This window comes from Allgaiera indica, from assembly GCF_900106675.1.
Classification (GTDB): Bacteria; Pseudomonadota; Alphaproteobacteria; order Rhodobacterales; family Rhodobacteraceae; genus Acidimangrovimonas; species Acidimangrovimonas indica.
Map to the genome: position 1 here is coordinate 76,187 of NZ_FNOB01000009.1, position 26,768 is coordinate 102,954.

Consider the following 26,768-nt stretch of genomic DNA (forward strand, 5'->3'; position numbering starts at 1 on the left):
GGGCCATCCTGCGGCGGCCCGTGCCAAAAGAAAAGGCCGGGGCGCGCGGTTTTCCGCGCCCCGGCCCGATGTCGCGCCTCCGGCCCGTCAGGCGGCCAGGTCGAAGCGGTCCAGTTCCATCACCTTCGACCAGGCGTCGCAGAAGTCCTGCACGAACTGCGCCTCGTTCCCGGCCCCGGCATAGACCTCGCAAAGCGCGCGCAGCTGCGAGTTGGAGCCGAACACCAGATCCACCCGCGACGCGGTCCAGCGCACCGCGCCCGAGGCGCGGTCGCGGCCCTCGAACTCCTGCGCGTCCGCGCCGGTGGCCTTCCACTCGGTCCCCATGTCGAGGACGTTGGTGAAGAAGTCGGTGGTCAGCGCCCCCTCGCGGTCGGTCAGCACGCCGTGCTTCGATCCGCCCACGTTGCCGCCGATCACCCGCAGACCGCCTACCAGCGCCGTCATCTCGGGCGCCGACAGCGTCAGAAGCTGAGCGCGGTCGAGCAGCAGTTCCTCGGCCGAAATCGAATACTGCTTCTTCAGGTAGTTGCGGAAGCCGTCGGCGATGGGCTCCAGCACCTCGAAGGCCTCGGCGTCGGTCTGCTCGGCGGTGGCGTCGGCCCGGCCGGGGGTAAAGCGCACCTCGACCGCGTGGCCGCCGGCCTTGGCGGCCTGTTCCACCGCCGCGGTACCGCCAAGCACGATCAGATCGGCCAGCGTGACCTTCTTGCCGCCGGAGGCCGTGGCGTTGAACTCGGACTGGATCCGGGTCAGCACCTCCAGCACCTTGGCCAGCTGTTCGGGCTGGTTGCCCTCCCAATCCTTCTGCGGCGCCAGGCGGATACGCGCCCCGTTGGCACCGCCGCGCTTGTCCGAACCGCGGAAGGTCGAGGCCGAGGCCCAGGCGGTCTGGATCAGTTCCGGCCCGGTCAGGCCCGAGGCCAGGATCTTGGCCTTCAGATCCTTGATGTCGGCGGCATCGATCAGCTTGTGCACCACCGGCGGGATCGGATCCTGCCAGATCAGGTCTTCCTTCGGCACTTCCGGCCCGATGTAGCGCGTCTTCGGCCCCATGTCGCGGTGGGTCAGCTTGAACCAGGCGCGCGCGAAGGCGTCGGCGAATTCCTCGGGGTTGGCGTGGAAATGACGCGAGATCTTCTCATACGCCGGATCCATCCGCATCGCCATGTCGGCGGTCGACATCATGATCGGCACGCGCTTCGTGCTGTCCTCGGCATCCGGGGCCATCTTGTCCTCGGGCAGATCCCTGGCCTGCCAGATCCAGGCGCCGGCGGGGCTTTTGGTCAGCTCCCACTCGAAGCCGAAGAGCACGTCGAAATAGCTCATGTCCCAGGTGGTGGGCGTCGGCGTCCAGGCGCCTTCCAGCCCCGAGGTGATCGCGTCGCGGCCCTTGCCGCTGCCGTGGGTGGAAAGCCAGCCGAAGCCCATCGCCTCGAGCGGGGCGGCCTCGGGTTCGGGGCCGACCAGCGCCGCGTCGCCCGCGCCATGGGTCTTGCCGAAGGTGTGGCCGCCGGCGGTCAGCGCGACGGTCTCGTAATCGTTCATCGCCATGCGCGCGAAAGTTTCGCGGATGTCGCGGCCCGAGGCGATCGGATCGGGCTTGCCGTCCGGGCCTTCGGGGTTGACGTAGATCAGGCCCATCTGCACGGCCGCCAGGGGGTTTTCCAGGTCGCGTTCGCCCGAATAGCGGCTGTTGGGCTTGTCCGAGGTGGCAAGCCATTCGGCCTCGGCGCCCCAGTAGATGTCTTCCTCGGGGGCGAAGACGTCCTCTCGCCCGCCGCCGAAGCCGAACGTCTTGCCGCCCATTGATTCGATCGCGCAATTGCCGGCCAGGATGAACAGGTCCGCCCAGGACAGCGCATCGCCGTATTTCTGCTTGATCGGCCACAGCAGGCGGCGCGCCTTGTCGAGGTTGCCGTTGTCGGGCCATGAATTCAGCGGGGCGAAGCGTTGCGTGCCCGATCCGGCGCCGCCGCGACCGTCGCCGGTGCGATAGGTCCCGGCCGAATGCCAGGCCATGCGGATGAACAGCGGCCCGTAATGGCCGTAATCGGCCGGCCACCAATCCTGGCTATCGGTCATCAGCGCGAAGAGATCCTGCTTCACCGCGTCCAGATCCAGCGCCTTGAACGCCTTCGCATAGTTGAAGCCGGGTTTCTGCGGGCTCGACGCCGGCCCGTTCTGATGCAGGATACGCAGGTTGAGCTGGTTCGGCCACCAATCGCTGTTCGACCGTATTCCGACATGAGTGGCGCCATGGGCCACCGGGCAGCCGCCCGATTTCGAAACGTCGTTTCCGTCCATCTCTGTCTCCGATTCTGGATTTCATTCCTTGCAGGCGGGTGGGGCCATGGGCCCGAGTCGCCGCCTCCCAATCCGACAGGTAACAAAGCCGAACCATTAGATTAAGTTGAATCTCCTGATCGTGAGGATAAGGTGACCTTATGATCAACCTGACCCTGCGCCAATTGCGCTACTTCGAGTCGCTTGCCCGGCACCGTCATTTCGGCCGGGCCGCCGAGGTTTGCTCTGTCTCGCAGCCGGCGTTGTCGATGCAGATCAAGGAGATGGAGGCCGTGTTGGGCACGCCGCTGTTCGAGCGCAGCGCCCGCCAGGTGCGGCTGACGGGTTTCGGCGAGGAATTCGCCGACCGGGTGCAGGCGATCCTGCGCTCTGTCGATGAACTGGAAGATCTGGCGCGCGCCTCGCGCGAAAGCCTGGCGGGGCGGCTTCGGATCGGCATCATCCCGACGATCGCGCCGTATCTGCTGCCCACGCTGATCGGCAAGCTGGCCGAACGCAGCCCCGGCCTTGATCTGCGGGTGCGTGAGACGGTGACCTCCAAGCTGCTGACCGAGCTGGCCGAAGGGCGGTTGGATACCGCGATCCTGGCGCTGCCGGTGTCGGAACCCAACCTGCACGAGGTGGCGCTGTTTTCCGAAGATTTCGTGCTGGTGCGCCCGGAATGCGACGCCGGAAAACCTGCGCCCTCGCCCGAGCGGCTGCGCGAGATGCGGCTTTTGCTGCTGGAAGAGGGGCATTGCTTTCGCGACCAGGCGCTGTCGTTTTGCAACCTGCCCGCGGCGCCGCCGCGGGAATTGCTGGACGGGTCTTCGCTGTCGACCCTGGTGCAGATGGTGGCCGCGGGGATCGGGGTAACCTTGATCCCTGAGATGGCGGTCGGGGTGGAAACACGTTCCGCTGCGGTGACGATATCGTGTTTCGAGGGGATCCAGCCCTCGCGCACGATCGGCATGGTCTGGCGCCGCACCAGCCCGCTGACGAAGCAGCTGGTGCAACTGTCAGAGGTGGTGCGCGCCGCGGCCGAGGACCTGCGCGCCCGTCAACTGCGGGCCGGGCCCGGCGTTTAGCCCGTCCTAAGACTACATTTACGGATTCCTGCGATAGCAGATGCAGACCATTTTCTGTCGCGGCTTCTTTGCGCGCCCAAAACCGGGAACCGAAAATGAAGATCACCTTTTCGTCTCTGGCCGTCCGCATTCCGGTGATGTTCACTGTGTCCGCCGTCATACTTGCCGGTATCATCACCTATTCCAGCTATCAAAGCGCCAAGCGCGGCCTGGAACACGAGGCGGAGAACCGGCTTCAGGCCGTCGCCGCGAGCCGCGCGAAGGAACTGACGACCTGGCTGAGGCTGCTGACCGCGGAAGTGAAGGAGATGCGCCACAGCGCCAACGTGCATGAGGCGCTGGATGCCTTCAACGCCGGTTGGCACGAGATCGACGCCGATCCCCGGACCTATCTGCAAAAGCATTACGTCTTCGACAATCAGCATCCCGCGGGCAGCCGTCACAAGCTGGACGCGGCGAAGGACGGCTCCAGCTGGAGCCAGGCGCATGCCGAATATCATCCCCAGTTCCGCGAGTTGAAGGAGATGCGCGATTTCTCGGACATCTTCCTGATCGACGCCAAGGCCGACCTCGTCTACAGCGTCTTCAAAGAGGCCGATTTCGCGACCAATCTGGCAAGCGGCCCCTATGCCGACTCCGGGCTGGGCCATGCCTATCGCGCGGCGAAGGACCTGCCCGAAGGCAAGGTTGTCTTCGTCGATTTCACCGAATACGCCCCGATGAACGGCACGCCGACCGCCTTCGTGGCGACGCGGGTCAACAATCCCGACGGGTCCTTCGCGGGCGTTCTGGCCGCGCAGATGCCGGAACAGCGCCTCAACGCGCTGGCAGCAGACCGCACGGGCCTAGGCAAGGCGGGCCATGTCGCGCTGATCGGCGGTGACGGGCGGCTGCGCAACGTGGTGGTCGAAGATGGCGCCACGGTCAGCAAGATCCTCGATCCGGTCCAACAGATCCCCGAGATCAAGGCGGCGCTGTCCGGCAAGTCGGGGGTCAATCTGAACGGCATTTCACCGGAAACCGGCCATGCGGTGGCCTTCGCCTATGCGCCGATCGACGTGATGGGCCAGCGCTGGGCGCTGCTGGCCGAGCAGAGCCGCGAGGAATTCCTGGCCGAGGCCGAAATGCTGCGCGACCGTGGCCTGTTGATCATGGCCGGCGCGGTGGTGGCTGCGGTGATCGTGGGCCTCTTGATGGCCCGCCAGATCGTCCGCCCGCTGCAGGGCGTGATGGGCGCGATGGACCGGATCGCCGCGAAGGAATACGATTTCGAGGTGCCCTACCGCAAGGGCCGGGACGAGAGCGGCGCGATCGCCCGCCATCTTGAGGATTTCCGCGGTAAGTTGCAGGCCAACGAGGCGGCCGAGAAGATGGCGCTGGTCAAGTCGCGGGCCTTCTCCGGCGCGGCGGCGGCCTTCATGCTGGTCGACCGCGATCTTGAGATCATCGACTACAACACGGCGCTGAAGAAGCTTTTCGCCGACAACATCGATGAATTGCGCGCGCGCTGGCCCGATTTCGACCCCGAGAAGCTGCTGGGCATCAACATCGACAAGTTCCACAAGAACCCCGCCCATCAGCGCGCGATCCTGGCCGATCCGGCGAACCTGCCCTATACGGCCGACATCACCCTTGGCGAGACCCGGCTGCAACTGCTGATCGACGGTATCTTCGACGATGAGGGCGAATATGTCGGCGCGTCGCTTGAATGGCGTGACGTGGCCGACACGCGCATCAACAGCGCGATCATGGAAGCCCTGCGCCGCAACCAGGCGATGATGGAATATGACGATCAGTTCCGTCTGCGCAAGTTCAACGACAAGTTCACCGAGGTCTTCGGTTGGGGCGAAGAGGCGCTGAACAAGACCTTCGAGGACCTCTTCGGCCCCAATGAGGACACCCGTATCGGCATGCAACGCCTGCGCGACGGGCTCAGTGTCACGCGCAAGGTCGAGCGGCCCACCAAATCGGGCGGCAAGGTCTCGGTCGAGGTGGTGATGAACCCGGTCTTCAACAAGCAGGGCCAACTGGACCGTATCGTCGAGATCGGCAGCGATGTGACCCGGCTTGAAGTGGCGCGCCTGAAGGCCGAGGCCGAGGCAATGGCCCAGGCCGAGATGCAGCAGCGTGTCGTCGACGATCTGCGCAAGGGTCTTTCGGCCTTGGCCGAGGGCGATCTGACGGTCGCACTCGACACCCCCTTCGCGTCGGAATACGAGGAGGTGCGGCGCGATTTCAACGCCGCGCGCGAGAAGCTGGAAGATCTGGTGTCGCAGCTGCTCGAATCCTCGGGGCATATCAACAGCGGCGCGGTGCGGATCGCCAAGGCGTCGGACGACCTGTCGCGCCGCACCGAAAGCCAGGCGGCGACGCTCGAGGAAACCTCGGCCGCGCTGCACAAGATGACCGCCAGCCTGAAGACCACAGCCCAGGGCGCCGGCAAGGCCGACGTGGCGGTGCGCGAGGCACGCAAGGACGCCGAGACTTCGGGCGAGGTGATGAACCAGGCGGTTGGCGCCATGGGCGAGATCCAGACCTCTTCCAGCCAGATATCGAAGATCATCGGCGTGATCGACAACATCGCTTTCCAGACCAACCTTTTGGCGTTGAATGCCGGTGTCGAGGCCGCCCGGGCGGGCGAGGCCGGGCGCGGCTTTGCCGTGGTCGCCTCGGAAGTGCGCGATCTGGCGCAACGCTCGTCCGAGGCCGCGAAGGAGATCGAGGATCTGATCTCTGCCTCGTCGGGCCATGTGAACACCGGCGTGCGGCTGGTGGGACAGGCCGGCGAGACGCTGCAAAGCGTGCTGAGCGCGGTGGCCAACCTGTCGACGCTGGTTTCGGGCATCGCGGCGGCCCAGGAAGAACAATCGATGGGCCTGTCCGAGATCAGCGGCGGCGCCAACGCGCTGTCGGAGGTGACCCAGCGCAATGCCTCGATGGTCGATCAATCCACGAGTGAAAGCCACGCGTTGCGTGAACAGGCCGAACAACTGGCCACGCTGGTATCCCGGTTTCGCCTGGCGGGCGGCGAGGGTGCCAAGGTCGACGGCGCAAAGGACGTGCGTTTCGGCGCCGGTGGCGCGGAAGAAGGTGGGGCGGCTGCCGACAAGGCGCGTGCCAGCCGCCGGGCCTGACTTGCCGCGCGACAGTTCTGGCGCCGTCCCGGCCTAGGCCGGGGCGGCGCGCATCCGGCATGTGAGGCGCCGCCGGTAGACCAGTGTCCACAGCGACAGCAGGCCCAGCGTGCCATAGGTGAGCGCCGGGCCGACGATCAGGAAATCGCGGATGGGCAGCATGAAGATCAGCGCCGCGCCAAGGCAGAACTCGGCCACCAGCGTGGCGCCCCAGACCAGGGTCATGACCATCATCATCCGGCGCAGCACCGCCTGATCGCGGACCGCGTCGAACCGCGCCAGATCCTTGGGCGAGCGGCGCGCCATGGAAGCCCGCGCCAGCGGCAGGATCAGGGGCTTCCCCAGCGCGGCCGATATCAGAAACGCCAGGCCGATCGCCAGCGTCACCAGCTTTTCGCGCAATTGCAGGAAGCGCGCCGAGCCGCCGCCCAGGAAGGCCAGCAGCGACAGCGCGATCCCTGCCAATACCATCAGCGACAGCGCGTCAACACGGCGGCGGATCAGGAATTCGCCCAGGCTCCACAGGATCGGCGGCAGCGCGGCCACCAGCAGCCCGTTCACATCGCCCGATGCGGGCTGCACCCAGCCGTAGATCAGGTAGGGCGCACCGATATTCACCGCGATGTCCAGTGCCAGCAGTGCCCGATGACGCCAGGGCTGGCCGGCCGCGCCGCCGTGCGGTGGAAGGCCGGACATCTGAGGGGCGGACATGGCGGCCTCCACGGCGACTGAACAGCAGATGTAATGAGATTTCACAGATTTGACCGGCGCGGGCCGTCAAGCGGCGCCGGCCGCCAGGCGGGCACTGTCTTTTGCACCGCGCGGCGCGCGGGGCGGCCTGCCACCCGTCCCAGACGGCTCAGGCGGTCTTTTCGACCACCAATCCCAGTTCCTCGATCATCGCATCTCGCATGATGAATTTCTGCGGCTTGCCGGTGACCGTCATCGGCAGTTCGGGCTTGAAGCGGATCAGCGCAGGCACCTTGAAATGCGCGATCCGGTCACGACAGAAATCGCGGATGGCGTCTTCGGTCGGTTCTGTGCCGGGACGCGCGACGATCCAGGCGGCGATGATCTCGCCGTATTTGTGATCGGGCACGCCGAAGACCTGGACCTGACTGACATCGGGATGGGTATAGAGAAACTCCTCGATCTCGCGCGGGTAGATGTTCTCGCCGCCGCGCACGATCATGTCCTTCACGCGCCCGGTGATGTTGCAGTAGCCCTCGGCGTCGATCGTGGCCAGATCACCGGTGTGCATCCAGCCCTCGGTATCGATCACCTCGCGGGTACGGGCCTCGTCGCCCCAATAGCCCTTCATCACCGAATAGCCACTGGTCAGCAGCTGGCCCTGTTCGCCGACCGCCGCCGTCGTGCCGTCCTCGCGCGCGATGCGCACCTGCAGATGCGGGCGGATCCGACCGACGGAGGAGACGCGCTTTTCCAGCGGCGTGTCGGTGACCGACTGGAAAGAGACCGGGCTGGTTTCGGTCATGCCGTAGGCGATGGTCACCTCGGACATGTGCATCCGGTTCTGCACCTGCTTCATGATCTCGATCGGGCAGGGGGCGCCGGCCATCGTGCCGGTGCGCAGGCTGGAAAGGTCGTGCCGGGCGAAATCGGGATGTTCCAGCATCGCCACGAACATCGTCGGCACCCCGTATAGGCCCGTGCATCGTTCCGCCGCGACGGTGGCGAGCGTCTGGGCCGGATCGAAGCCCTCGCCCGGTACCACGATTGTGGCGCCCTTGGTCACGCAGCCCAGCGTGCCCATCACCATGCCGAAGCAATGGTAGAACGGGACCGGAATGCACAGCCGATCGTGTTCCGTCAGGTCCAGGGCATCGGTGGTGGAATTGGCGTTGTTGACGATGTTGCGGTGGCTCAGCGTCGCGCCCTTCGGCGATCCGGTGGTGCCAGAGGTGAACTGGATGTTGATCGCGTCATGCCGATCCAGGCGATCCGAGATGGCATCCAGCGCGGCACGGTCGAAGCCTTCGCCCCGCGCCTCGATATCGGCGAAACGGTGACAGCCGGGATGGGCGGTCTGGCCCAGCGTGATGATGTGGCGCAGGTCCGGCAGCCGTTGGGCGTTCAGCGCGCCGGGTCGGGCCTGGGCCAGTTCCGGCAGCAGCTTGTTGGTCATCGCCACATAGTCCGAGCTTTTGAACCGCTCCGCCAGGATCAGCGCCTTGCAGCCCGTCTTGCGCAGGGCGTATTCAAGTTCGTGCAGGCGGTAGGCGGGGTTGATGTTGACCAAGATCACCCCGATCCGCGCGGTGGCGAACTGCGTCAACAGCCATTCCGAACGGTTCGGCGCCCAGATCCCCAGCCGGTCGCCCTTTTTCAGGCCCAAGTCGCCTAGACCCGCCGCCAGCCGGTCGACCCGGGCTGCGAACTCGGCCCAGGTCCAGCGGATGCCCTCGGCGCTGAACACGGCGGCATCGCGGTCGCCACAGCGTGCGACGGTTCGCGCCAGCAGCGCCGGCATCGTCAATTCGATCAGCGGAGTGTCGGTGGCCCCCGCCACATGGGCCATCCCGCCCGCCGGCGTTATGCCCGGGCGCGGGCCCGCTTGTGTTGTCGTGGTCATGTCATCCTCCCTCGCGCGGCCCGCGCGGGCGGGACGCCGACCAATAATTGAACGTTGGTTCATTTCTGACAAGAGGCTTGTCATGCGGTCGGCGCGGGATCGCAAGGCCGTGATCGGCGGGCCATGCGCCGAAGGTCGGGCGTGGTGCCTTGCAATGCCGGCGGTGTTGTCTGATTCTGGGCGCGAACAAGGATGTGCGACAGGAGCCGGCAGTGGAACACACGGGGTTCGACGATTTCCTGACCCGCCAGCGCGGGCGGCTGGGCGCCGGGCCCCTGGCGCTGATCTTCATAGAGGACGCGGTCGAGGTGAATTCCACCGTGCGCCATCATCTGGACGCGAGCTTCGAGCAGATCCTGGTGTTCTGCCCGGAAAGCATAGATTTCGCGCTGAAGCTTTCGGGCAGGGTGCACCGCATTCCGTTCGACGTGCATGCCGTGGGTGCGGTGCCCCGCGCCGTCAACCGGGTGATAGAGGCCGCGCCGGGCGCCTGGATGTATTACTGCTACAATGCCGAATACCTGTTCCATCCGTTCTGCGAGACCCGCAATGTCCGCGAAATGCTGGCCTTCCACACGGAAGAGCGGCGCGAGGCGATGCTGACCTATGTGATAGATCTCTATGCGGGGGATCTGTCACGCTATCCCAATGCGGTATCTCTGGAAGAGGCGATGCTGGATCGTTCGGGCTATTATGCGCTGGCCCGCACCGATCCGGCCAACCACGACCACCCCAAGGAGCGCCAGCTTGATTTCTTCGGCGGGCTGCGCTGGCGGTTCGAGGAATTCATCCCCAAGGAGCGCCGCCGGATCGACCGGATCGCGCTGTTTCGCGCCCGAAAGGGCCTGCGGCTGCGCGAGGATCACTGTTTCAATGACGAGGAATACAATACCTATTCCTGTCCGTGGCACCATAACCTGACGGCGGCGATCGCCTCTTTCAGGACTGCCAAGGCACTGAAGTCCAACCCTGGGTCGACCTTCGATATCGGCAGTTTCCAATGGCGCAATTCGGTCCCGTTCCAATGGCAGTCGAAGCAGTTGATGGATCTGGGACTGATGGAGCCGGGGCAGTGGTTCTAGGCTGGGCGGTTCCAGGCGGGGGGGGCGTTCCCGGCGCCGGATGCGGTGCGCCGCCCGGATCATCGGGCCGCACCTTCTTGCGCCGCCTTGCGCGGGCCGCGAAGCAGCAGGCTTGTTCCATGGCTGCCGTGACGACCGCGCGGCCGAGGCCTCAGGCGCGTTTCAGCCGGATCACCACGTCGACCTGCGACACGACCGTGCCGTCCGGCGGCTTTGGCAGACCGGAGATGCGCAGATGCTCGGCCGGGGCGTCGCTCAGCCGGTTCTCGTCTTCCCAGTAGAAATGGGGGTGGTCGTCGGTGCGGGTATCGAAATGGCTTTTCGAACCGTCGACGGCGATCTCGTTCATCAGGCCGACATCGCAGAAGGCGCGCAGGGTGTTGTAGACCGTGGCAAGCGAAACCTGCTCACCCGCGGCGCGGGCTGCGACATATAGGCTCTCGGCGGTGACATGGCGGTTTTCACCATCGCCCACCAGCAACATCGCCAGCGACAGGCGCTGCCGCGTCGGACGCAACCCCGCGCCGGCCAGCCAGGCTGCACCGCGCTCGCGTTCCGTGACGCTTCCGCTCATCCGTTGGGGCCTTTCCCTCATGGCGCACAAGTATAGAATGCCTGCAGGGCCAAGTTCAAACGAAAACGACATGTGCCCGGGCGCGCGATCCGGCGCCCTTGCATGACTTCTGGACTGGGTGATAGAGGGATCGGAAGAACCGGGACGGACGACCGGACCGGGACCAAGACGGGATCATGAGGGGGCAGGGCCGCATGGCGCAGTATCCGACCAGCTTCGACAGGGAGGCGCTGCTGAAATGCGCGCGGGGCGAATTGTTCGGCCCCGGCAACGCGCAATTGCCCGCGCCGCCGATGCTGATGATGGATCGTATCACCGACATCTCCGCGGATGGCGGCGCCCATGGCAAGGGTCATGTCCTGGCCGAGTTCGACATCACCCCCGATCTGTGGTTCTTCGACTGCCATTTCCCCGGCAACCCGATCATGCCCGGCTGTCTGGGCCTTGACGGGCTGTGGCAGCTGACCGGCTTCAACCTGGGCTGGCGCGGCTGGAAGGGCCGGGGCTATGCGTTGGGCGTGGGCGAGGTGAAGCTGACCGGCATGGTGCGTCCCGACCGCAAGCTGCTTACCTACAAGATCGACTTCACCAAGGCCGTGCAGACCCGCCGTCTGACCATGGGCGTTGCCGACGGGATCGTTGAGGCCGATGGCGAGGTTATATACCAGGTCAAGGACATGAGGGTCGCGCTCTCCGAGAGCTGACCAGGAACCAGATGAGGAGGCCGAACATGCGCCGCGTCGTCGTCACCGGGCTTGGCATCGTCAGCCCGATTGGAAACAATGCCGCCGAGGTCGAGGCAAGCCTGCGCGCGGGTCGCTCTGGCATCGTCTTCGCCGAGGACTATGCCGAACACGGCTTTCGCAGCCGGGTGAAGGGGCAGCCCCAGATCGTGCTGTCGGACCATATCGACAAGCGCAACATGCGCTTCATGGGCGATGGCGCGGCCTACAATTTCCTGGCCATGGAGCACGCGATCGCCGATGCCGGGCTGGAGCCGTCCGACGTCTCGAACGAGCGTTCCGGCCTGATCATGGGGTCGGGCGGGCCGTCGACGTCGAATTTCTTCCAGGCCCATCAGATCGTGATCGAGAAGGGCAGCCCGAAGCGGATGGGCCCCTTCATGGTGACGCGCTGCATGTCGTCGACCAATTCGGCCTGCCTGGCGACACCGTTCAAGATCAAGGGCGTGAACTATTCGATCACCTCGGCCTGCTCGACCTCGGCCCATTGCATCGGCAACGGGACCGAGCTGATCCAGATGGGTAAGCAGGATATCGTCTTCGCCGGCGGCGGCGAGGAACTGGACTGGACTTTGTCATGCCTGTTCGACGCGATGGGCGCGATGTCGTCGAAATACAATGACACGCCCGAAACCGCCTCGCGCCCCTATGACACCACGCGCGACGGTTTCGTCATTGCCGGCGGCGGCGGCGTGGTGGTGTTGGAAGAACTGGAACACGCCCGCGCCCGCGGCGCCAAGATCTATGCCGAGGTTACCGGCTACGGCGCCACGTCGGACGGCTACGACATGGTCGCGCCTTCGGGTGAGGGCGGCGAGCGCGCGATGCGCCTGGCGCTGTCCACGCTGCCCGAAGGCCGCCATGTCGATTACATCAATGCCCACGGCACCTCGACGCAGGTGGGCGACGTGGGCGAGGTCGAGGCCGTGCGCCGCATCTTCGGCGATGGCACGACGCCGCCGATCAGTTCGACCAAGTCGCTGACGGGCCACAGCCTTGGCGCCACCGGCGTGCATGAGGCGATCTATTCGCTTCTGATGATGCAGGGCAATTTCATCGCCGCCTCGGCCAATGTCAGCGAACTGGATCCCGCGCTGAAGCCCGACGAGATCGTGACCACCCTGCGCGAAGGGGTGGCGCTGGATACCGTGCTTTCCAACAGCTTCGGCTTTGGCGGCACCAATGCCTCGCTGATGTTCAGCAGATACTTGGATTGAGGGAGCGGGCGTCATGGCCGATCTGATGAAGGGCAAGCGCGGGCTGATCATGGGCGTGGCCAATGATCGCTCGATCGCCTGGGGCATCGCCAAGGCGATGGCCGCCGAAGGGGCGGAGCTTGCCTTTTCGTACCAAGGAGAAGCCTTCGGCAAGCGGGTGCAGCCGCTGGCGGAAAGCCTGGGCTCGAACATCCTGGTCGAGGTCGACGTGATGGATGACGCGTCTCTGGACGCGGCCTTCGCCACGCTCAAGCAGGAATGGGGTCGCCTGGATTTCGTGGTCCACGCGATCGCCTATTCCGACAAGAACGAACTGACCGGTCGCTTCATCAACACCTCGCGCGAAAACTTCCGTAATTCTCTGTCGATCTCATGCTTTTCGCTGATCGACGTTGCGCGCAGAGCCTCGCATCTGATGCCGAACGGCGGCACCATCCTGACGCTGACCTATCAGGGGTCGAACCGGGTCACGCCCTATTACAACGTCATGGGCGTGGCGAAGGCCGCGCTGGAATCGGCGGTGCGGTATCTGGCGAACGACCTGGGCCCCGACGGCATTCGCGTGAACGCGATCTCTCCCGGACCGATGAAGACACTGGCCGGCGCGGCCATCGGCGGCGCGCGCAAGACCTTCCGTCAGACCGAGGCCAACGCCCCGCTGCGCATCAACGCCACGCTCGAGGCGGTGGGCGGCACTGCAGTCTACCTGGCGTCGGATTACGGCGCCTGCACCAGCGGAGAGATCATCCGCGTCGACGGCGGCTATCACGTCCTGGGCATGCCGCAGCCGGAAAACCTCTGATCCCGTCTCCGAACGGTCGGCACGCGGTTCCCTTTCCTTCAAGGGGCAGCGGATCCGCCCCTTCTTTTTGACCAGATCCGCCCCTTCTTTTTGACCAAGAGATCGCCGCAGGAGGCTTTCGCGCGGCGAAACCCGCTTCAGGCGATCTCGACGATCGAGAAGGCGAAGGTCAGTTCCTTGCCGGCCAGCGGGTGGTTGGCGTCCAGCGTGACTTGGTCCTCGGTCACCTCGACCACCTGGACCGGCATCGCCTGGCCTTCGGGGGTGCGCAGTTCCAGCATGGTGCCCACTTCCAGCGGGATGTTGTCCGGCACCTGGTTGCGGGGCACCGCGTGGCGGGCATCGGGATTGACCGGGCCATAGGCCTGTTCGGGCGCGATCGTGACAGTCTTTTCCTCGCCCTCCGACATGCCGGGCAGCGCGGCGTCGAGGCCGGGGATGATCTGGCCCGAGCCGACCGTGAATTCGAGCGGATCGCGCCCCTCGGAGCTGTCGAAGACCGAGCCGTCGGCCAAGGTGCCTGTGTAATGGATGCGCACTTTGTCGCCGGGTTTCACCTGGGTCATGGATTTCTCTCTGTTTCGGGGGAATTTTCGAGGCCGCGCCTGGGGGCGCAGGTGCTCTTGGATGAGGGACAAACCTGACAAGCCGGGACGGGAATGTAAACCCCGTGGCGCGGAGGGCCGGGGCGAAGGCAGGAGGCTCTGCCCCCTGCACCCCAGGAGTATTTCCGGCTTTATGCATCAAACGGGCTCTGTTGCACAAATCGGGTGATAGCTGAGCTTCCCCTATCCCCGGACGGACTTATCCCACGACGTCTGTGACGGGTATGCCGAGCGCGGTGTAGCCGTTGAGCACGGCAATGCGGACCTGAAGTTCCGCAATCTGGCGGTCGAAGTCCCGCGCCATGAGGCGCTGACCCAGAAGTTTCACGCAGTGCATCCAATCGCCGGGCAAACGATCCCCCGGATCGTTTTCTGATCCGGCTCATATCTCGACGCTGCTCCGGCGATGGTATCCGCTCCATCGTCGCCAAAGTGCCCGACCGAGGTATTTCGAGGCTCGTAGGGCCTCGTTTCTTGCCATCGCACCGGCGGCAACGGTCTTCCATGGTTTCGCGTGCCTGCGCGGCGGAATGACGGCATGGGCGCCGCGGTCGGCGATCGCATCGTGGCACTTGCGGGTATCGTAGGCGCCGTCGGCGGTCACCGAACCGATCTCCTCGTCAGCCGGGATCTGGCTGAGCAGCTCGGGCAGGACCGGTGCATCGCCGATGTGGCTTCCGGTGATCTCGACGGCCCGGACCTCCAGCGTCTGCTCGTCGATCCCGAGGTGGATCTTGCGCCAGACCCGCCGTTTGGGCCGCCATGCTTGCGCGCGGGCCTCTCGCCTTCGCCCTCAACCTTGATCCCCGTGCTGGCGATCAGAAGGTGCAGCGGCCCCTTGGAGCCGCGATAGGGAATGTTGACGGTCAGCGTCTTCTGGCAGCGGCTCAGGGCGCTGAAATCGGCCCCCCCCCCCCCCCCCCCCCCCCCCCCCCCCCAGTCCAGCCCAACCAGGCGCAGCAGGCTCTCGATGAAGCCGGTCGTCTGCCTAAGCGCCATGCCGAACAACACCTTCATCGACAGACAGGCCCGGATCGCCGCGTCGCCGTCGACCCCGCTTGCCCATCGGCGCAGCATTCCACCTCATCTCGGGATCGAACCAGATCGTCAGTGAACCCCGGCGCTTGAGCGCTTCGTTATAGGCTGGCCAGTTTCTGGTCTTATAGGTCGGTGGTATCGGTCTGCTCATGACGCACAGCTACCATGCTGGATTCTCGAGATGAATCCCTCACCGGATTTGTGCAACAGAGCCACCTTGATACATAAGGCCGATTATTTCCGCCAAGATGAAGGGCAGAGAGGGGGATTCGTATCTGTGAGCGTGCGATCCCAACGGGTCTTGCGCCGTCGCATTGCCCCTTGCGCAAAGCCCCGCACCCGGCTAAGCCGCCCCCGGTCCGGTCCTGTCAGGGGGGGGTAAATGCCGCTTCTGGTGATGAAATTCGGCGGCACGTCAGTGGCCGACCTTGAGCGTATCGCGAACGCCGCCCAGAAGGTGAAGCGCGAGGTCGAGCGCGGCTATGACGTGATCGTCATCGTTTCCGCGATGTCGGGCAAGACCAACGAACTTGTCGGTTGGGTCGAGGAAACCTCGCCGCTCTATGATGCGCGCGAGTACGATGTCGTGGTTTCGTCGGGCGAGAACGTGACGGCCGGGCTGATGGCGCTGACCCTGCAGGAGATGGACGTGCCCGCGCGCAGCTGGCAGGGCTGGCAGGTGCCGATCCAGACCACCAGCGCCCATGCGGCGGCGCGGTTCGTGGATATTCCGCGCGAGAACATCGATCAGAAGTTCGCCGAGGGCATGAAGGTGGCCGTGGTCGCGGGGTTTCAGGGCGTTAGCCCCGAAGGCCGGATCACCACGTTGGGGCGCGGTGGTTCCGACACCACCGCCGTGGCCTTCGCCGCCGCCTTCGGGGCCGAGCGCTGCGATATCTACACCGATGTCGATGGCATCTACACCACCGACCCGCGCATCAGCACCAGGGCCCGCAAGCTGGAGAAGATCGCCTTCGAGGAGATGCTGGAGCTTGCCAGCCTGGGCGCCAAGGTATTGCAGACCCGTTCGGTCGAGCTTGCGATGCGCTACAAGGTGCGCCTGCGGGTTCTGTCGAGCTTCGAGGACAGTGACGACAATTCTGGAACGCTCGTCTGCGACGAGGAGGAAATCATGGAATCGAAAGCCGTCTCTGGCGTCGCCTATTCGCGCGACGAAGCCAAGCTGACCCTGGTCACCGTGGAAGATCGCCCCGGGGTGGCCAGCGCGATCTTCGGGCCCCTGGCCGAGGCCGGGGTGAATGTGGACATGATCGTCCAGAACATTTCCGAAAAGGATTACGGGGGTCGCACCTTCGCGGTCACCGACATGACCTTTTCGTGCCCCACGAACCAGGTCGCGCGCGCTCGCAAGGCGATGGAGGAAGCCCGCGCAGCCGGCCAGATCGCCTATGAGGAACTGGTCGAGGACACCGAGGTGGCCAAGGTTTCGGTGGTGGGTATCGGCATGCGCAGTCATACCGGTGTGGCCGCGAAAATGTTCCAGGCGCTTGCCTCCGAGGGGATCAACATCAAGGTCATTACAACCTCCGAGATCAAGATTTCGGTGCTGATCGACCGGAAATACATGGAACTTGCGGTTCAGGCGCTGCATGATGCTTTCGAATTGGAGGCGGGTGCCTAATCCGGCATTCGGCCCCAGCATCTAGTCGGGGCGAGGGGATGCCCGAGCATTTGGAAACCGATAGCCGCAAGCTGCTGCGCCGCTTGCGTGACAGCCTGGCCGAGCGCGGCGCCGGGCAGGAGCGGCTGGACCGTGTTACCCATCTGATCGCGGATTCGATGGGCTGCGAGGTCTGCTCGATCTACCTGTTTCGCGACATGGACACGCTGGAACTTTGCGCCTCGGAAGGTCTCAAGCCCGAGGCGGTGCATCAGTCCCGCCTGCGCCTGGGCGAGGGCCTGGTGGGCCGCGTCGCGCGCGAGGCCCGGCCGATCAATTCCGCCGAGGCCCCGAAGGAGCGCGGCTTTCGCTATATGCCCGAGACCGGCGAGGAGGCCTATTCCAGCTTTCTCGGTGTGCCGATCCAGCGCCTGGGCGAACGCATGGGGGTGCTGGTGGTGCAGTCGCGCGAGGCGCGGCAATTCTCGGAAGACGAGGTCTACGCGCTGGAAGTCGTCGCCATGGTGCTGGCCGAGATGGCGGAGCTGGGCGCCTTCGTCGGCGAGGGCGAGGCGCTGGCCGCGCCGCACAAGCATCCGGTGCTGTTTCGCGGCGCGACCGGGCAGGAGGGTGCGGCCGAAGGGCATGTCTGGCTGCATGAGCCCCGCGTCGTGGTCACCAACCCGGTCGCCGACGATCCGCAGGCCGAACTGGTGCGCCTGCAGGCGGCGGTGGACGAATTGCGGCTGTCGGTCGATGACCTGCTGTCGCAATCGACCGGCGACATGGAACAGACCAAGGTTCTGGAAGCCTACCGCATGTTCGCCAATTCCCGCGGCTGGATGAAGCGCATGGAAGAGGATATCGCGCGTGGCCTGTCGGCCGAGGCGGCGGTCGAGAAGGAACAATCGCTGACCCGCGCACGGCTGGGCCGGGTGCCCGATCCCTATCTGCGCGAGCGGCTTCACGATCTCGACGATCTGTCCAACCGGCTGCTGCGCATCCTGACGGGGCAGGGCAACGAAACCGGGGCCGAGATGCCTGACGATCCGGTGCTGATCGCACGCAACATCGGCCCCGGCGAATTGCTGGATTACGGCCGCAAGCTGAAGGGCGTGGTGCTGGAGGAGGGCGCCGTCGGCAGCCATGCGGCGATCGTGGCACGGGCTCTGGCGATCCCGCTGGTGATTCATGCCCAGCGGATCACCACCGAGGCGCTGAATGGTGATCCGATCCTGGTTGATGGCGATCAGGGCGTGGTCCATCTGAGACCAGAGGAAACCGTGGCCTCTGCCTTTCGGGACAAGATCGCCATGCAGGCCAAGGCGCAGGAACGTTATGCCGGGCTTCGCGACAAGCCCGCCACCGATCGGGCCGGAACCGAGATCAAGCTATACATGAACGCCGGGCTGATGGCCGATCTGCCGTCGCTGGCGGGGTCGGGCGCCGAGGGCGTGGGGCTGTTCCGGACGGAATTGCAGTTCCTGGTTCGTACCAAGGTGCCGCGCAGGTCCGAACTGGCGGCGCTTTACGGGCGGGTGATGGATGCCGCCAAGGGAAAGCCCGTGGTGTTTCGCACCCTCGACATCGGGTCCGACAAGGTGGTGCCCTTCATGAAGCCGCAGGACGAACCCAACCCGGCGATGGGCTGGCGCGCGCTGCGGCTGGGACTGGACAAGCCCGGCGTGATGAAGATGCAGGCCCAGGCGCTGATCCGGGCCGCGAACGGGCGACCTCTGCAGGTGATGTTCCCCTTCGTCACCCAGTTCGAGGAATTCGTCCAGGCGCGCGACCTGGTCCTGGCACAGGTCGCGCGCGAACGCGAGATGGGCCATGTGCTGCCCGAGAAGGTCGAGATCGGCGCGATGCTGGAAACCCCCAGTCTTGCCTATGCGCCGCGGCAATTCTTCGAGCTGGCCGATTTCATCTCGATCGGGGGCAACGATCTGAAGCAGTTCTTCTTCGCAGCCGATCGCGAAAACGAGCGCGTGCGCCGCCGTTACGACACGCTGAACTGTTCCTACCTGCGGTTCATCGACATGATCGTGAAGCGCTGCGAAGAGGCGGGCACGCCGGTAAGCTTCTGCGGCGAGGACGCCGGACGACCGGTCGAGGCGATCTGCCTGGCGGCGATCGGTTTGCGCACCCTTTCCATGCGTCCGGCCTCGATCGGGCCGGTGAAGCACCTGATCCGCCGTGTCGATCTGGGCGAATTGCGTCAGGTGATCGATGCCGCCGGCCGCGAGGGCCAGCAATCGGTGCGCGCGGCCGTCATGGCCTGGCTGGCCTCGGGCGCAGCGGGGCAGGCCTAAGCGATGGGCTTTGGCGACGGGCCCGAACGGCGGACCCGCGCGTGGCATCTTGGGCCTTGCTTCATCGGCGTCTGGCCGGGGCGGGTGCCCCGGCCGGACGGCCGGCGCCCTGCGGCTAGCCGCGCTTGAACAGCGCCTCCTGCGCCTTGCGATCCTTGGCGATGTCGCCGCGTTTTTCGGCCGCGACGGCGCGGCCCCTTTGCACGCCAGGCCGCGCGCCCATCTGGTCCAGCCAGCGCCGCAGATGCGGCTTGTCGTCCAGGGTCTGCTGCTGGCCTTCCCAAAGCGAGGACCAGGGCCAGATCGCGAAATCGGCGATCGACAGGAAATCGCCGGCGACGAATTCGTTCTTTGCCAACTGCCGGTCGAGCACGCCGTAAAGCCGCGCCACCTCGGAACGGTAGCGGTCCTTGGCATAGGGCAGGTCGTGCGGCGGATCCATCGCCGGGGCGTATTTGAGGAAGTGATGCGCCTGGCCGGCCATCGGGCCCAGCCCCCCCATCTGCCACATCAGCCACTGGTCCACCGCGATCCGGTCGCGTTCGGTCGGTCCGCCAAACTTGCCGGTCTTGCGCGCCAGATATTGCAAGATCGCGCCACTTTCGAAGATCGAGATCGGCGCGCCATCCGGGCCCTCGGGGTCGACGATCGCCGGCATCCGGTTGTTGGGCGAGATCTTCAGGAACTCCGGGGCGAATTGCGCGCCCGCGCCGATGTCGACCAGGTTGAGGTTGTAGGGAAGTCCCATTTCTTCCAAGGCGACGGTGATCTTCCAGCCGTTCGGCGTCGGCCAGAAGTAAAGTTCGATCGGTGCGGCCATATGTCCCTCCTGTCGGTGCCGGCCTTAACTTGGCACGTTGCGGGCGCCAGGCAAGGGGCGCGCGGCACGCGAGGGGGAAAGATGCGGCCCGGTCGGGGCTTTGACGCGGGTCTGCGGGTGCGGCCGGTGGGTCGGATGGGCAAGCGCCCCGCGCAGGGCCGCGAAGGGCAGTGCCCCGCTCAGGACTGCGCGATAGAGGCCGAAGATGCCGGGACGAAGATAGGCGTTCCAGTGGCAGAAGCGGGGGCCGGGGCGGGCTATGGATTGGCCCAGCCCCTCCAGGGCGTCGAGCGCGCGGGTGTCGTCGAGGCTGAGATCCACCCAGTGTCGTCCGGCCTGTGGCAAGCCGTGCCCCAGGGTCGGGCCGGATCGCGGCAGGCATGCGCGCAGCGCAAGGTCATAGGCGCCATTGGCGCGCGAGGTGACGTTCATCACCTCGGCCCGCGGCGCCGCGTGCAGCCCGCGCAGGGCGGGTCCGCGAAATTCTGCCGCCGCCATCAGCACGGCGCGCAGCGTCAGCGGCCCGCGCAAGGCGGTCAGCGCGGCGAGCGCCACCCGCGCGCCCAGCGAATGCGCCACCAGTCCGACCGTGCGCCCGGGCGCCCGCGTCGCGATCCGCTCCAGCAAGGCGCCCAGCGCGGCACCGGCGCGCGCGGCCTCCGCATAGGCCGCCCAGAGCGAGCCGCGCGCCTCCCAGCCGAAGGCGATGGCCAGATCGGGCCCATCGGGCGTGGCGCCCAGATGGCGCGGCCAGGACCGGGCCTTCCAGCATCTGGGATCGGGCGTGAAGGAAAGGATATGCCCATGCGGGCTTTGGCCCGGCACCCGGGGCGAGAAGCGATAGCCGTGGATCATCACCAGGAGCGGTGCGTCCGAGGGCAGGGCGGCCAGCGCCGCATCCAGCCTGGCATCGGTTTCCGGCGTTCCTGCCCGACCTTCGTTCGCATTGATGGCGATCAGCACCATGGCCACATCACCCCCCGCCCGTCTTCGTTCTGCCTCGGGGATCAGCTTGGCACGGAAATGCAAACAGCCGGTGAAGGCGTCGTGACCGGTGCGTGACGCCACGGATCCCGCATGGTGCCGCGGGCGGGCCGGCCGGTGGGCGGGCCAAGGGCCGGGCGGGTGGCCGGGCCGGCCCGCCCCGAGACCCTGCGTCGCGGGCGCCTTGGCGCGCTTGACAGCTTGGGGCTGGCCGGGTCAATCCTGCCCGACCATGTCGGATCTGCGCCCCGTCGGATATGTGATCGGCCTGCTTGTTGCCGCCCTCGGGGCGGTGATGCTGTTGCCGTTTGCCGCAGACCTGATCGAGGGCGACGGCAACTGGCCGGTCTTCCTGGGCTGCGCGGCAATGACCTCGCTTGCCGGCGTCGCCCTGGCGCTGGCCTGCGCCAACGGGGTGACGCAGGGGCTGACGATCCAGCAAAGCTTTCTGCTGACCACCGGCACCTGGGTCATCCTGCCGCTGTTCGGGGCCGTGCCCTTCATGCTGGGCGCTCCGCATGTCGGCCTGACGGATGCCTATTTCGAGGCCATGTCGGGCCTGACGACTACGGGATCGACCGTTTTCGTGGGCCTTGATCACCTGCCCGCGGGCACGTTGTTGTGGCGCGGGCTGCTGCAATGGCTGGGGGGGCTGGGGATCGTCATCGTGGCGATGGTCTTCCTGCCGGTGATGAAGGTCGGCGGAATGCAGTATTTCCGGTCGGAAAGTTTTGATACGCTGGGCAAGATCTTGCCGCGTGCGCTGGATATCTCGACCGGGTTGATCAAGGTCTATCTGGCGCTGACCCTGGCCTGTACCGCGACCTACTTCGCCCTTGGCATGACCGGGTTCAACGCCTTCGTCCACGCCCTCACCACCGTCTCGACCGGCGGCTTCGCCTCGTCCGACAAAAGTTTCGCGGCCTATGCCGGGCCGATGGAATATGCTGCGGCCGCCTTCATGCTGCTGGCCTCGATGCCCTTCATCCGCTTTGTGCAGCTGGGCGGCGGCAACTGGCGGCCGCTTTGGCGCGACATACAGGTGCGCGCCTATCTGCGCTGGAACGCCTATGCGATCGCCGCGATCGTGGCCTACGAGGTGGTGGACCGCGGCGCGCCCGTCTTCGCGACCCTGCGCGAGACCACCTTCAACGTGGTCACGATCTTCTCGGGCACCGGCTACACCTCTGTCGACATCGGGCTTTGGGGGCCCTTTCCCTTCATGGTGGTGTTTATCGCCGGCATGATCGGGGGCTGTACCGCGTCGACCGGCTGTTCGATCAAGGTGTTTCGCTTTCTCATCGTGTTCGAGGCGATCCGCACCCAGATCCGCCGTATCCTGCGCCCCAACGCGATCTTGCCCGTGCGGCTGGAGGGCCGCCCGATCAGCGAGGACGTGATCAACTCGGTCATCGTGCTGCTCACGGTTTTCGTGCTGACCTTCGGGGCGGTCGCGGTCGGGCTGTCGTTCATCGGCCTGAATTCGGAAACCGCGGTGACGGCGGCCTGGACCTCGGTGTTCAACATCGGGCCGGCCTTTGGCCCCGGGGTGGGCCCGACCGGCGCGATGGACACTTTCCCCTGGCCGGCGAAATGGCTGATGAGCTTCGGCATGCTGGCCGGCCGGCTGGAATTGCTGTCGGTCTTCGTGCTGTTCGTGCCGCGCTTCTGGCGGGGCTGAACCGGGCCGAGCCGCACCGACGGGGGCGGCGGCAGGCCGGGCGGGATCGATGGGATGTCTCAGGGAAACGGATGCCTCGATCCGTCCCGGCCGCCGTGGCGCCCGGGACATGGCGGCGGCGCGTCACTTCCAGCAGCGCACCAGTACAGTCGTGTCGGCGCCAAGCGCGGCCAGATCCTCGGGCGCCATCGTGCCGATCCGGTCGTTGTCGGCGGGATTCAGGCCCGCGGATTTCAGCACGCCGGTCAGCGCCTTCGCGTCGATCGCGAAGCGCACGTTATCGGGCAATTGCTGACCTGCCTGGGTCTTGATCGCATCCGCCTCGCGCGGCAACAGCAGGCCGATCACGGCCCCGCTTTGGTCGAAGACCGGCCCGCCGGCATCGCCGGGCATCGCCTTCAGGCTTAGGCGGCGCAGATCGGTCCGTCCCGACAGGCCGGTCAGCCCCTCGATCGTGCCATAGGTCATCACCGGCGCGCTCAGCACGCCGCCATAGGCAAAGCCCGCCACCGCCGCCGGATCACCGACCGAGGGCGCCGCGCTTTCGAACCGGGCGACCGCCTGCGGGGCAAGCGCGGTCTCGGGCGTCAGAAGGGCCAGCCCCAGCTTGTGGTCCTCATGCGCCACACGCGCCTGGGTATCGGGGCCGATGGTGATCGAGGCGCAGTCTTTCAGCACCGCATCCGTGGTCAGCACCGCCCCCTGGCCATCGACGAAAAAGCCGCTGCGGGCGGCGACGGGCTTGCGCACCTCCAGCCCGGCAAGAAGATCGCGGCGCTGATCGGCCGGGGTGGGCACCATCGAGGCATCGAGCGATGCCTTGCCGAAGGGGCGAAAGCTGGATTGCATCGCCTTCAGAACCCGAGACATCGGCTTGCCGTCACCGGTTTTCCAGGCCAGCACGAAGCCCTTGATCAAGCCGTCTTGCAGCTCGGCATAGCTGTAGGACGAATTCTTGTCGTCGCTGCCGGAGATGGTGAAGGATTCCGATTTCAGCGCGCGCGGCCCCGTCACCGGGACGATCCGCAGCGTCTGCAGCAGGTTGTAAAGGCCCGCCAGCGCCGCCCGGTCGCCGGGTTCCGAAATCAGCAACACCCGCACGCCGCTGCCGTTCTTGGCGTCGTAATGAGCGAAGGGAGGATCGTAGCGCGGGGGATCCAGCAGTGCCATCGGCAGCGCGATCTCGATGCCGGCATTCTCGTCGGTGACGGTTCTCAGGCCCAGTGCCGCCTGTTCCTTGTCATAGCGGGCCAGCAGCGCGCTGCGCTGTGCCGTGGTCAGAACGCCGGTGGGCTCATAGCCCTGGGCCGATTGCCAATCCGCCATCGCGCCGCGGGTGCCCCGGCCAAAGGCGCCGTCGATCGCGCCGTTGTAGGCGCCCGCCCAGTTCAGCGCCTGCTGCAGATGCTCGCGCTGCTGGCGGTCTAGCTGCGCTTCCGCGCGTCGCGCTTCGGCCGGGGTCTCGGGACGCTCGGCCGCCTCGGGAACAGTCCGGGCGCTGTGGTCCACCCCTGGCGTGGCGGACGAGGCGATCGCGGCGCCGCCCGTCGCGGTAGCTTCGTCATTCGCCGCGGGTTCGGCTGCCGCGGCAGTGGTGGCCTGCGGCATCTGCGTCGTCGCGCCGATCGGCCAGAACTGGCGGCGGAACTTTTCGCCTTCGACGACATAGGAATCGGACGGGATCTGGCCGTTGCGCCGCAGCTGCCGCAGCTTGGCGCGGGCCTCGGCCGGCCCATAGGGGCCCAGCACGATCGCGTACCACCCGGTCGTCAGCGCAAAGCCCTCGACATTGCCGAAGGACGCGTCATAAGCCCGGGCGCGATCCTGCGCCTGCAACAGGTTGGGGCGGGCCTCGATCTGGACCCAGGCCTGCTGTTGGGCCCGCAACGTCCCGGCACCGGCCAGCATGACCATCAGGACCATCAGCACGACCTGACCAACGAATTTCCTCATAAGCGCCTCGTCTAACCGGATTTCGGGTCAATGAGGCGACCCTAGCGGCGGGGCCGGTGGGATGCGAGGGGCAATGCATCCAGCATGCGCGGGGTGTGGTGCAGACTGCACACCGGCAAGGCGATCAAGGCATCTTGTCCCTTGCGCCGGCGCGCTCCGCAGCCGCTTGCGCCGCGCCCGCCCCGCCTGTCCGTCGGAAGCCGGCGCGCGCCGCGCCCAGCCGCTTTTCCAACCGGGATGTCCCGGGACCGTGTCGCCGGGGCGGGCCGGACCCAACAAAATCGCCGCCGCTGCGTTGACTTGCGCGCCGCGCCTGCGTAAAGGACGGGCTTCGAATGCATGAGGCCCCGAATCCCAGTGATTGCGGGGCTGGTCTGACGGAGCCTTTGCGATGAAACGCACCTACCAACCCTCGAACCTGGTTCGCAAGCGCCGCCACGGCTTCCGCGCCCGCATGGCGACGGCCGCAGGCCGCAAGATCCTGAACGCGCGTCGCGCCAAGGGTCGCAAGAATCTCTCGGCCTGAGGCCGGGTATAGGCGACACTGTCATGACACCGTCGGCACCCCCCTTGGCCCAGGCAGATGCCGGGACAGCCGGGGGGGATCCGGCGGTGTCGGCATGTCCGCAGTCCCGGCTGAGCGTGCTGGCCAAGCGGGCTGATTTCCTGCGCGCCGCGCGGGCCCGGCGTCAGGGCGCCGCTGGGTTCTTGCTGCAGGCCCGCCGCCGCGCCGGCGACGAGGCCGCGCAGGGCATCCGCGTGGGCTACACCTGCTCCAAGAAGATCGGCAACGCGGTGACGCGCAACCGCGCGAAGCGGCGCCTGCGCGCGGCGGCCCGGCAGGTCCTGCCCGCCCTGGGCCGCGATGGCTGGGACTACGTCCTTGTCGGCCGCCCCGGCGCGACGGTGGATCGCCCCTTCGCCGACCTTGTGGCCGACCTTCAGACCGCGCTTGCGCGGGTCCACGCCGTCCGGGAGCGTGGCGCATGAGCCCCCTGGCGCGCCTCTTCGCGGTGCCGGTCCATGTCTATCGGCTGGTGATCTCGCCGCTGCTGGGCAGCAATTGCCGCTATCAGCCGACCTGTTCGGCCTACGCGCTGGAGGCCTTGCAGCGCCATGGCGCGCTGAAGGGCGGCTGGCTGGCGCTGCGCCGCATCGCGCGCTGCCATCCCTGGGGCGGGTCGGGGTACGATCCCGTGCCCGGCGCCGATTCCGGACATGTCCACGATCATCACCCCGATCATCCAGATGCGCACCGAGGCCCCGATGCTTGACGACGGCGACGAGATCCACCCCCTCTTCCGCGGCGCGCCGACCACGACCGAATTCAAGAAGCTGCGCAAGCGTCTGGTGCGCGAGACCCGCGCCGCGATCGAAACCTATGGAATGCTGGACGAGGGCGTGCGCGATCCCGTCTTGCCGGGGGCCGGGGCGTCGCGGCCGCGCTGGCTGGTGTGCCTGTCGGGCGGCAAGGACAGCTACACCCTGCTGGCGGTGCTGCACGAATTGCAGTGGCGCGGCCTGCTGCCCGTGGATCTGCTGGCCTGCAACCTTGATCAGGGGCAACCGGGGTTTCCGGCGACGGTGCTGCCGGAATTCCTTGAAAAGATGGGCGTGCCGCATCGGATCGAATACCAGGATACCTATTCCGTGGTGAAGGAAAAGGTGCCCGCGGGCCGAACCTATTGCGCGCTATGTTCGCGCCTGCGCCGCGGCAACCTCTACCGCATCGCGCGCGAAGAGGGCTGCTCGGCCGTGGTACTGGGCCATCACCGCGATGATATCCTGGAAACCTTCTTCATGAACCTCTTTCACGGCGGACGGCTGGCGACCATGCCACCGAAACTGGTGAACGAAGAGGGCGATCTGTTTCTCTACCGCCCGCTGGCCTTTGTCGCCGAGGCCGATTGCGACCGTTTCGCCCGCGCCATGAACTATCCGATCATCCCCTGCGACCTGTGCGGCAGCCAGGACGGGCTGCAGCGCCAGCAGGTCAAGCAGATCCTCGATGGCTGGGAAGCGCGTTCTCCCGGCCGCCGTCAGGTGATGTTCCGCGCCCTGATGAACGCGCGGCCCTCGCATCTGCTGGATCCGGGGCTTTTCGACTTCGCCGGCCTCGCGCTGGACGGGCCTGCCGGGTTTGAGGAAAATCCGCCACAACTAGGTGCCCGCGATTAAGAAAGTTCTCAGCCCGTTTTCCTAACCTTTCCGACGATCCGGGCGGCAAGGGGTGCG

Annotated in this window: 21 protein-coding genes and 1 pseudogene; 13 read left to right on the top strand and 9 right to left on the bottom strand. The window is 66.3% G+C overall.

Annotated elements, in window-relative coordinates; translation table 11 throughout:
* Positions 1–87: 87 nt before the first annotated feature.
* Positions 88–2,307 (bottom strand): catalase/peroxidase HPI, encoded by a 2,220-nt coding sequence (gene katG, locus BLV97_RS10010; protein ID WP_035845302.1) that lies wholly within the window; start codon positions 2,305–2,307, stop codon positions 88–90.
* Between the two features lie 140 nt (positions 2,308–2,447).
* On the opposite strand from katG, the gene BLV97_RS10015 reads away from it, so the two are divergent.
* On the top strand, positions 2,448–3,374 hold the full coding sequence (locus BLV97_RS10015; RefSeq protein WP_035845303.1) for a hydrogen peroxide-inducible genes activator: 927 nt from the start codon (positions 2,448–2,450) through the stop codon (positions 3,372–3,374).
* 95 nt (positions 3,375–3,469) lie between these two features.
* Positions 3,470–6,508 (top strand): methyl-accepting chemotaxis protein, encoded by a 3,039-nt coding sequence (locus tag BLV97_RS10020; RefSeq protein ID WP_051646229.1) that lies wholly within the window; start codon positions 3,470–3,472, stop codon positions 6,506–6,508.
* A gap of 33 nt (positions 6,509–6,541) precedes the next feature.
* Here the strand turns inward: BLV97_RS10020 and BLV97_RS10025 are convergent, their stop codons facing one another.
* Positions 6,542–7,219 carry a VC0807 family protein gene (locus tag BLV97_RS10025; RefSeq protein WP_035845304.1) on the bottom strand — a complete coding sequence of 226 codons (678 nt, stop codon included), beginning with the start codon at positions 7,217–7,219 and terminating at the stop codon, positions 6,542–6,544.
* A 148-nt stretch (positions 7,220–7,367) separates the two neighbouring features.
* A complete protein-coding gene (locus tag BLV97_RS10030) occupies positions 7,368–9,101 on the bottom strand; it encodes an AMP-binding protein (protein ID WP_051646230.1) in 1,734 nt (577 codons plus the stop codon).
* Between the two features lie 212 nt (positions 9,102–9,313).
* Here BLV97_RS10030 and BLV97_RS10035 point away from each other — a divergent pair, with 212 nt between their 5' ends.
* The gene (locus BLV97_RS10035) at positions 9,314–10,183 is read left to right on the top strand and encodes a glycosyltransferase family protein (RefSeq protein ID WP_092164048.1); all 870 of its coding nucleotides are present in this window, start codon (positions 9,314–9,316) and stop codon (positions 10,181–10,183) included.
* A 151-nt stretch (positions 10,184–10,334) separates the two neighbouring features.
* Here BLV97_RS10035 and irrA read toward each other — a convergent pair whose 3' ends face one another.
* Positions 10,335–10,757 carry an iron response transcriptional regulator IrrA gene (gene irrA, locus BLV97_RS10040; protein ID WP_035845331.1) on the bottom strand — a complete coding sequence of 141 codons (423 nt, stop codon included), beginning with the start codon at positions 10,755–10,757 and terminating at the stop codon, positions 10,335–10,337.
* A gap of 194 nt (positions 10,758–10,951) precedes the next feature.
* Here irrA and fabA point away from each other — a divergent pair, with 194 nt between their 5' ends.
* From fabA to BLV97_RS10055, 3 genes are read left to right on the top strand one after another with little or no spacing between them, the layout of a single operon-like run.
* Positions 10,952–11,461 carry a bifunctional 3-hydroxydecanoyl-ACP dehydratase/trans-2-decenoyl-ACP isomerase gene (gene fabA / locus BLV97_RS10045; RefSeq protein WP_035845332.1) on the top strand — a complete coding sequence of 170 codons (510 nt, stop codon included), beginning with the start codon at positions 10,952–10,954 and terminating at the stop codon, positions 11,459–11,461.
* A gap of 26 nt (positions 11,462–11,487) precedes the next feature.
* Positions 11,488–12,717 carry a beta-ketoacyl-ACP synthase I gene (gene fabB, locus BLV97_RS10050; RefSeq protein WP_035845333.1) on the top strand — a complete coding sequence of 410 codons (1,230 nt, stop codon included), beginning with the start codon at positions 11,488–11,490 and terminating at the stop codon, positions 12,715–12,717.
* A gap of 13 nt (positions 12,718–12,730) precedes the next feature.
* On the top strand, positions 12,731–13,519 hold the full coding sequence (locus BLV97_RS10055) for an enoyl-ACP reductase FabI (protein WP_035845334.1): 789 nt from the start codon (positions 12,731–12,733) through the stop codon (positions 13,517–13,519).
* 137 nt (positions 13,520–13,656) lie between these two features.
* Here the strand turns inward: BLV97_RS10055 and BLV97_RS10060 are convergent, their stop codons facing one another.
* Positions 13,657–14,085 carry an FKBP-type peptidyl-prolyl cis-trans isomerase gene (locus tag BLV97_RS10060; RefSeq protein WP_035845335.1) on the bottom strand — a complete coding sequence of 143 codons (429 nt, stop codon included), beginning with the start codon at positions 14,083–14,085 and terminating at the stop codon, positions 13,657–13,659.
* Between the two features lie 238 nt (positions 14,086–14,323).
* Positions 14,324–15,313, bottom strand: a pseudogene (locus tag BLV97_RS10065) (IS5 family transposase).
* A gap of 231 nt (positions 15,314–15,544) precedes the next feature.
* Between BLV97_RS10065 and BLV97_RS10070 the strand changes: the two are divergent.
* Both BLV97_RS10070 and ptsP read left to right on the top strand, forming a co-directional pair.
* Positions 15,545–16,804, top strand: a complete 1,260-nt coding sequence (locus BLV97_RS10070; protein WP_035845342.1) for an aspartate kinase — start codon at positions 15,545–15,547, stop codon at positions 16,802–16,804.
* Positions 16,805–16,842: 38 nt separating this feature from the next.
* Entirely contained in the window at positions 16,843–19,095 is a 2,253-nt protein-coding gene (gene ptsP, locus BLV97_RS10075) for a phosphoenolpyruvate--protein phosphotransferase (RefSeq protein WP_035845343.1), read from the top strand.
* Positions 19,096–19,210: 115 nt separating this feature from the next.
* On the opposite strand, the gene BLV97_RS10080 is transcribed toward ptsP, so the two are convergent.
* Positions 19,211–19,915 (bottom strand): glutathione S-transferase N-terminal domain-containing protein, encoded by a 705-nt coding sequence (locus BLV97_RS10080; protein ID WP_035845344.1) that lies wholly within the window; start codon positions 19,913–19,915, stop codon positions 19,211–19,213.
* A 24-nt stretch (positions 19,916–19,939) separates the two neighbouring features.
* A complete protein-coding gene (locus BLV97_RS10085; RefSeq protein ID WP_143037510.1) occupies positions 19,940–20,983 on the bottom strand; it encodes an alpha/beta hydrolase in 1,044 nt (347 codons plus the stop codon).
* 148 nt (positions 20,984–21,131) lie between these two features.
* On the opposite strand from BLV97_RS10085, the gene BLV97_RS10090 reads away from it, so the two are divergent.
* Positions 21,132–22,580 (top strand): TrkH family potassium uptake protein, encoded by a 1,449-nt coding sequence (locus BLV97_RS10090; RefSeq protein WP_035845346.1) that lies wholly within the window; start codon positions 21,132–21,134, stop codon positions 22,578–22,580.
* 123 nt (positions 22,581–22,703) lie between these two features.
* On the opposite strand, the gene BLV97_RS10095 is transcribed toward BLV97_RS10090, so the two are convergent.
* Positions 22,704–24,533 carry a serine protease gene (locus BLV97_RS10095; RefSeq protein WP_035845348.1) on the bottom strand — a complete coding sequence of 610 codons (1,830 nt, stop codon included), beginning with the start codon at positions 24,531–24,533 and terminating at the stop codon, positions 22,704–22,706.
* Positions 24,534–24,924: 391 nt separating this feature from the next.
* On the opposite strand from BLV97_RS10095, the gene rpmH reads away from it, so the two are divergent.
* The 4 genes from rpmH to ttcA are packed head-to-tail and all read left to right on the top strand — an operon-like array spanning position 24,925 to position 26,711.
* Positions 24,925–25,059, top strand: coding sequence for a 50S ribosomal protein L34 (gene rpmH, locus BLV97_RS10100; protein WP_035845350.1), 135 nt, complete (start codon positions 24,925–24,927; stop codon positions 25,057–25,059).
* A gap of 23 nt (positions 25,060–25,082) precedes the next feature.
* Positions 25,083–25,523 (top strand): ribonuclease P protein component, encoded by a 441-nt coding sequence (rnpA, locus tag BLV97_RS10105; RefSeq protein WP_035845352.1) that lies wholly within the window; start codon positions 25,083–25,085, stop codon positions 25,521–25,523.
* On the top strand, positions 25,520–25,807 hold the full coding sequence (gene yidD / locus BLV97_RS10110) for a membrane protein insertion efficiency factor YidD (protein ID WP_051646233.1): 288 nt from the start codon (positions 25,520–25,522) through the stop codon (positions 25,805–25,807). The genes rnpA and yidD overlap by 4 nt, the downstream gene beginning before the upstream one ends.
* The gene (gene ttcA / locus BLV97_RS10115) at positions 25,800–26,711 is read left to right on the top strand and encodes a tRNA 2-thiocytidine(32) synthetase TtcA (protein ID WP_035845357.1); all 912 of its coding nucleotides are present in this window, start codon (positions 25,800–25,802) and stop codon (positions 26,709–26,711) included. The genes yidD and ttcA overlap by 8 nt, the downstream gene beginning before the upstream one ends.
* Positions 26,712–26,768 lie beyond the last annotated feature (57 nt).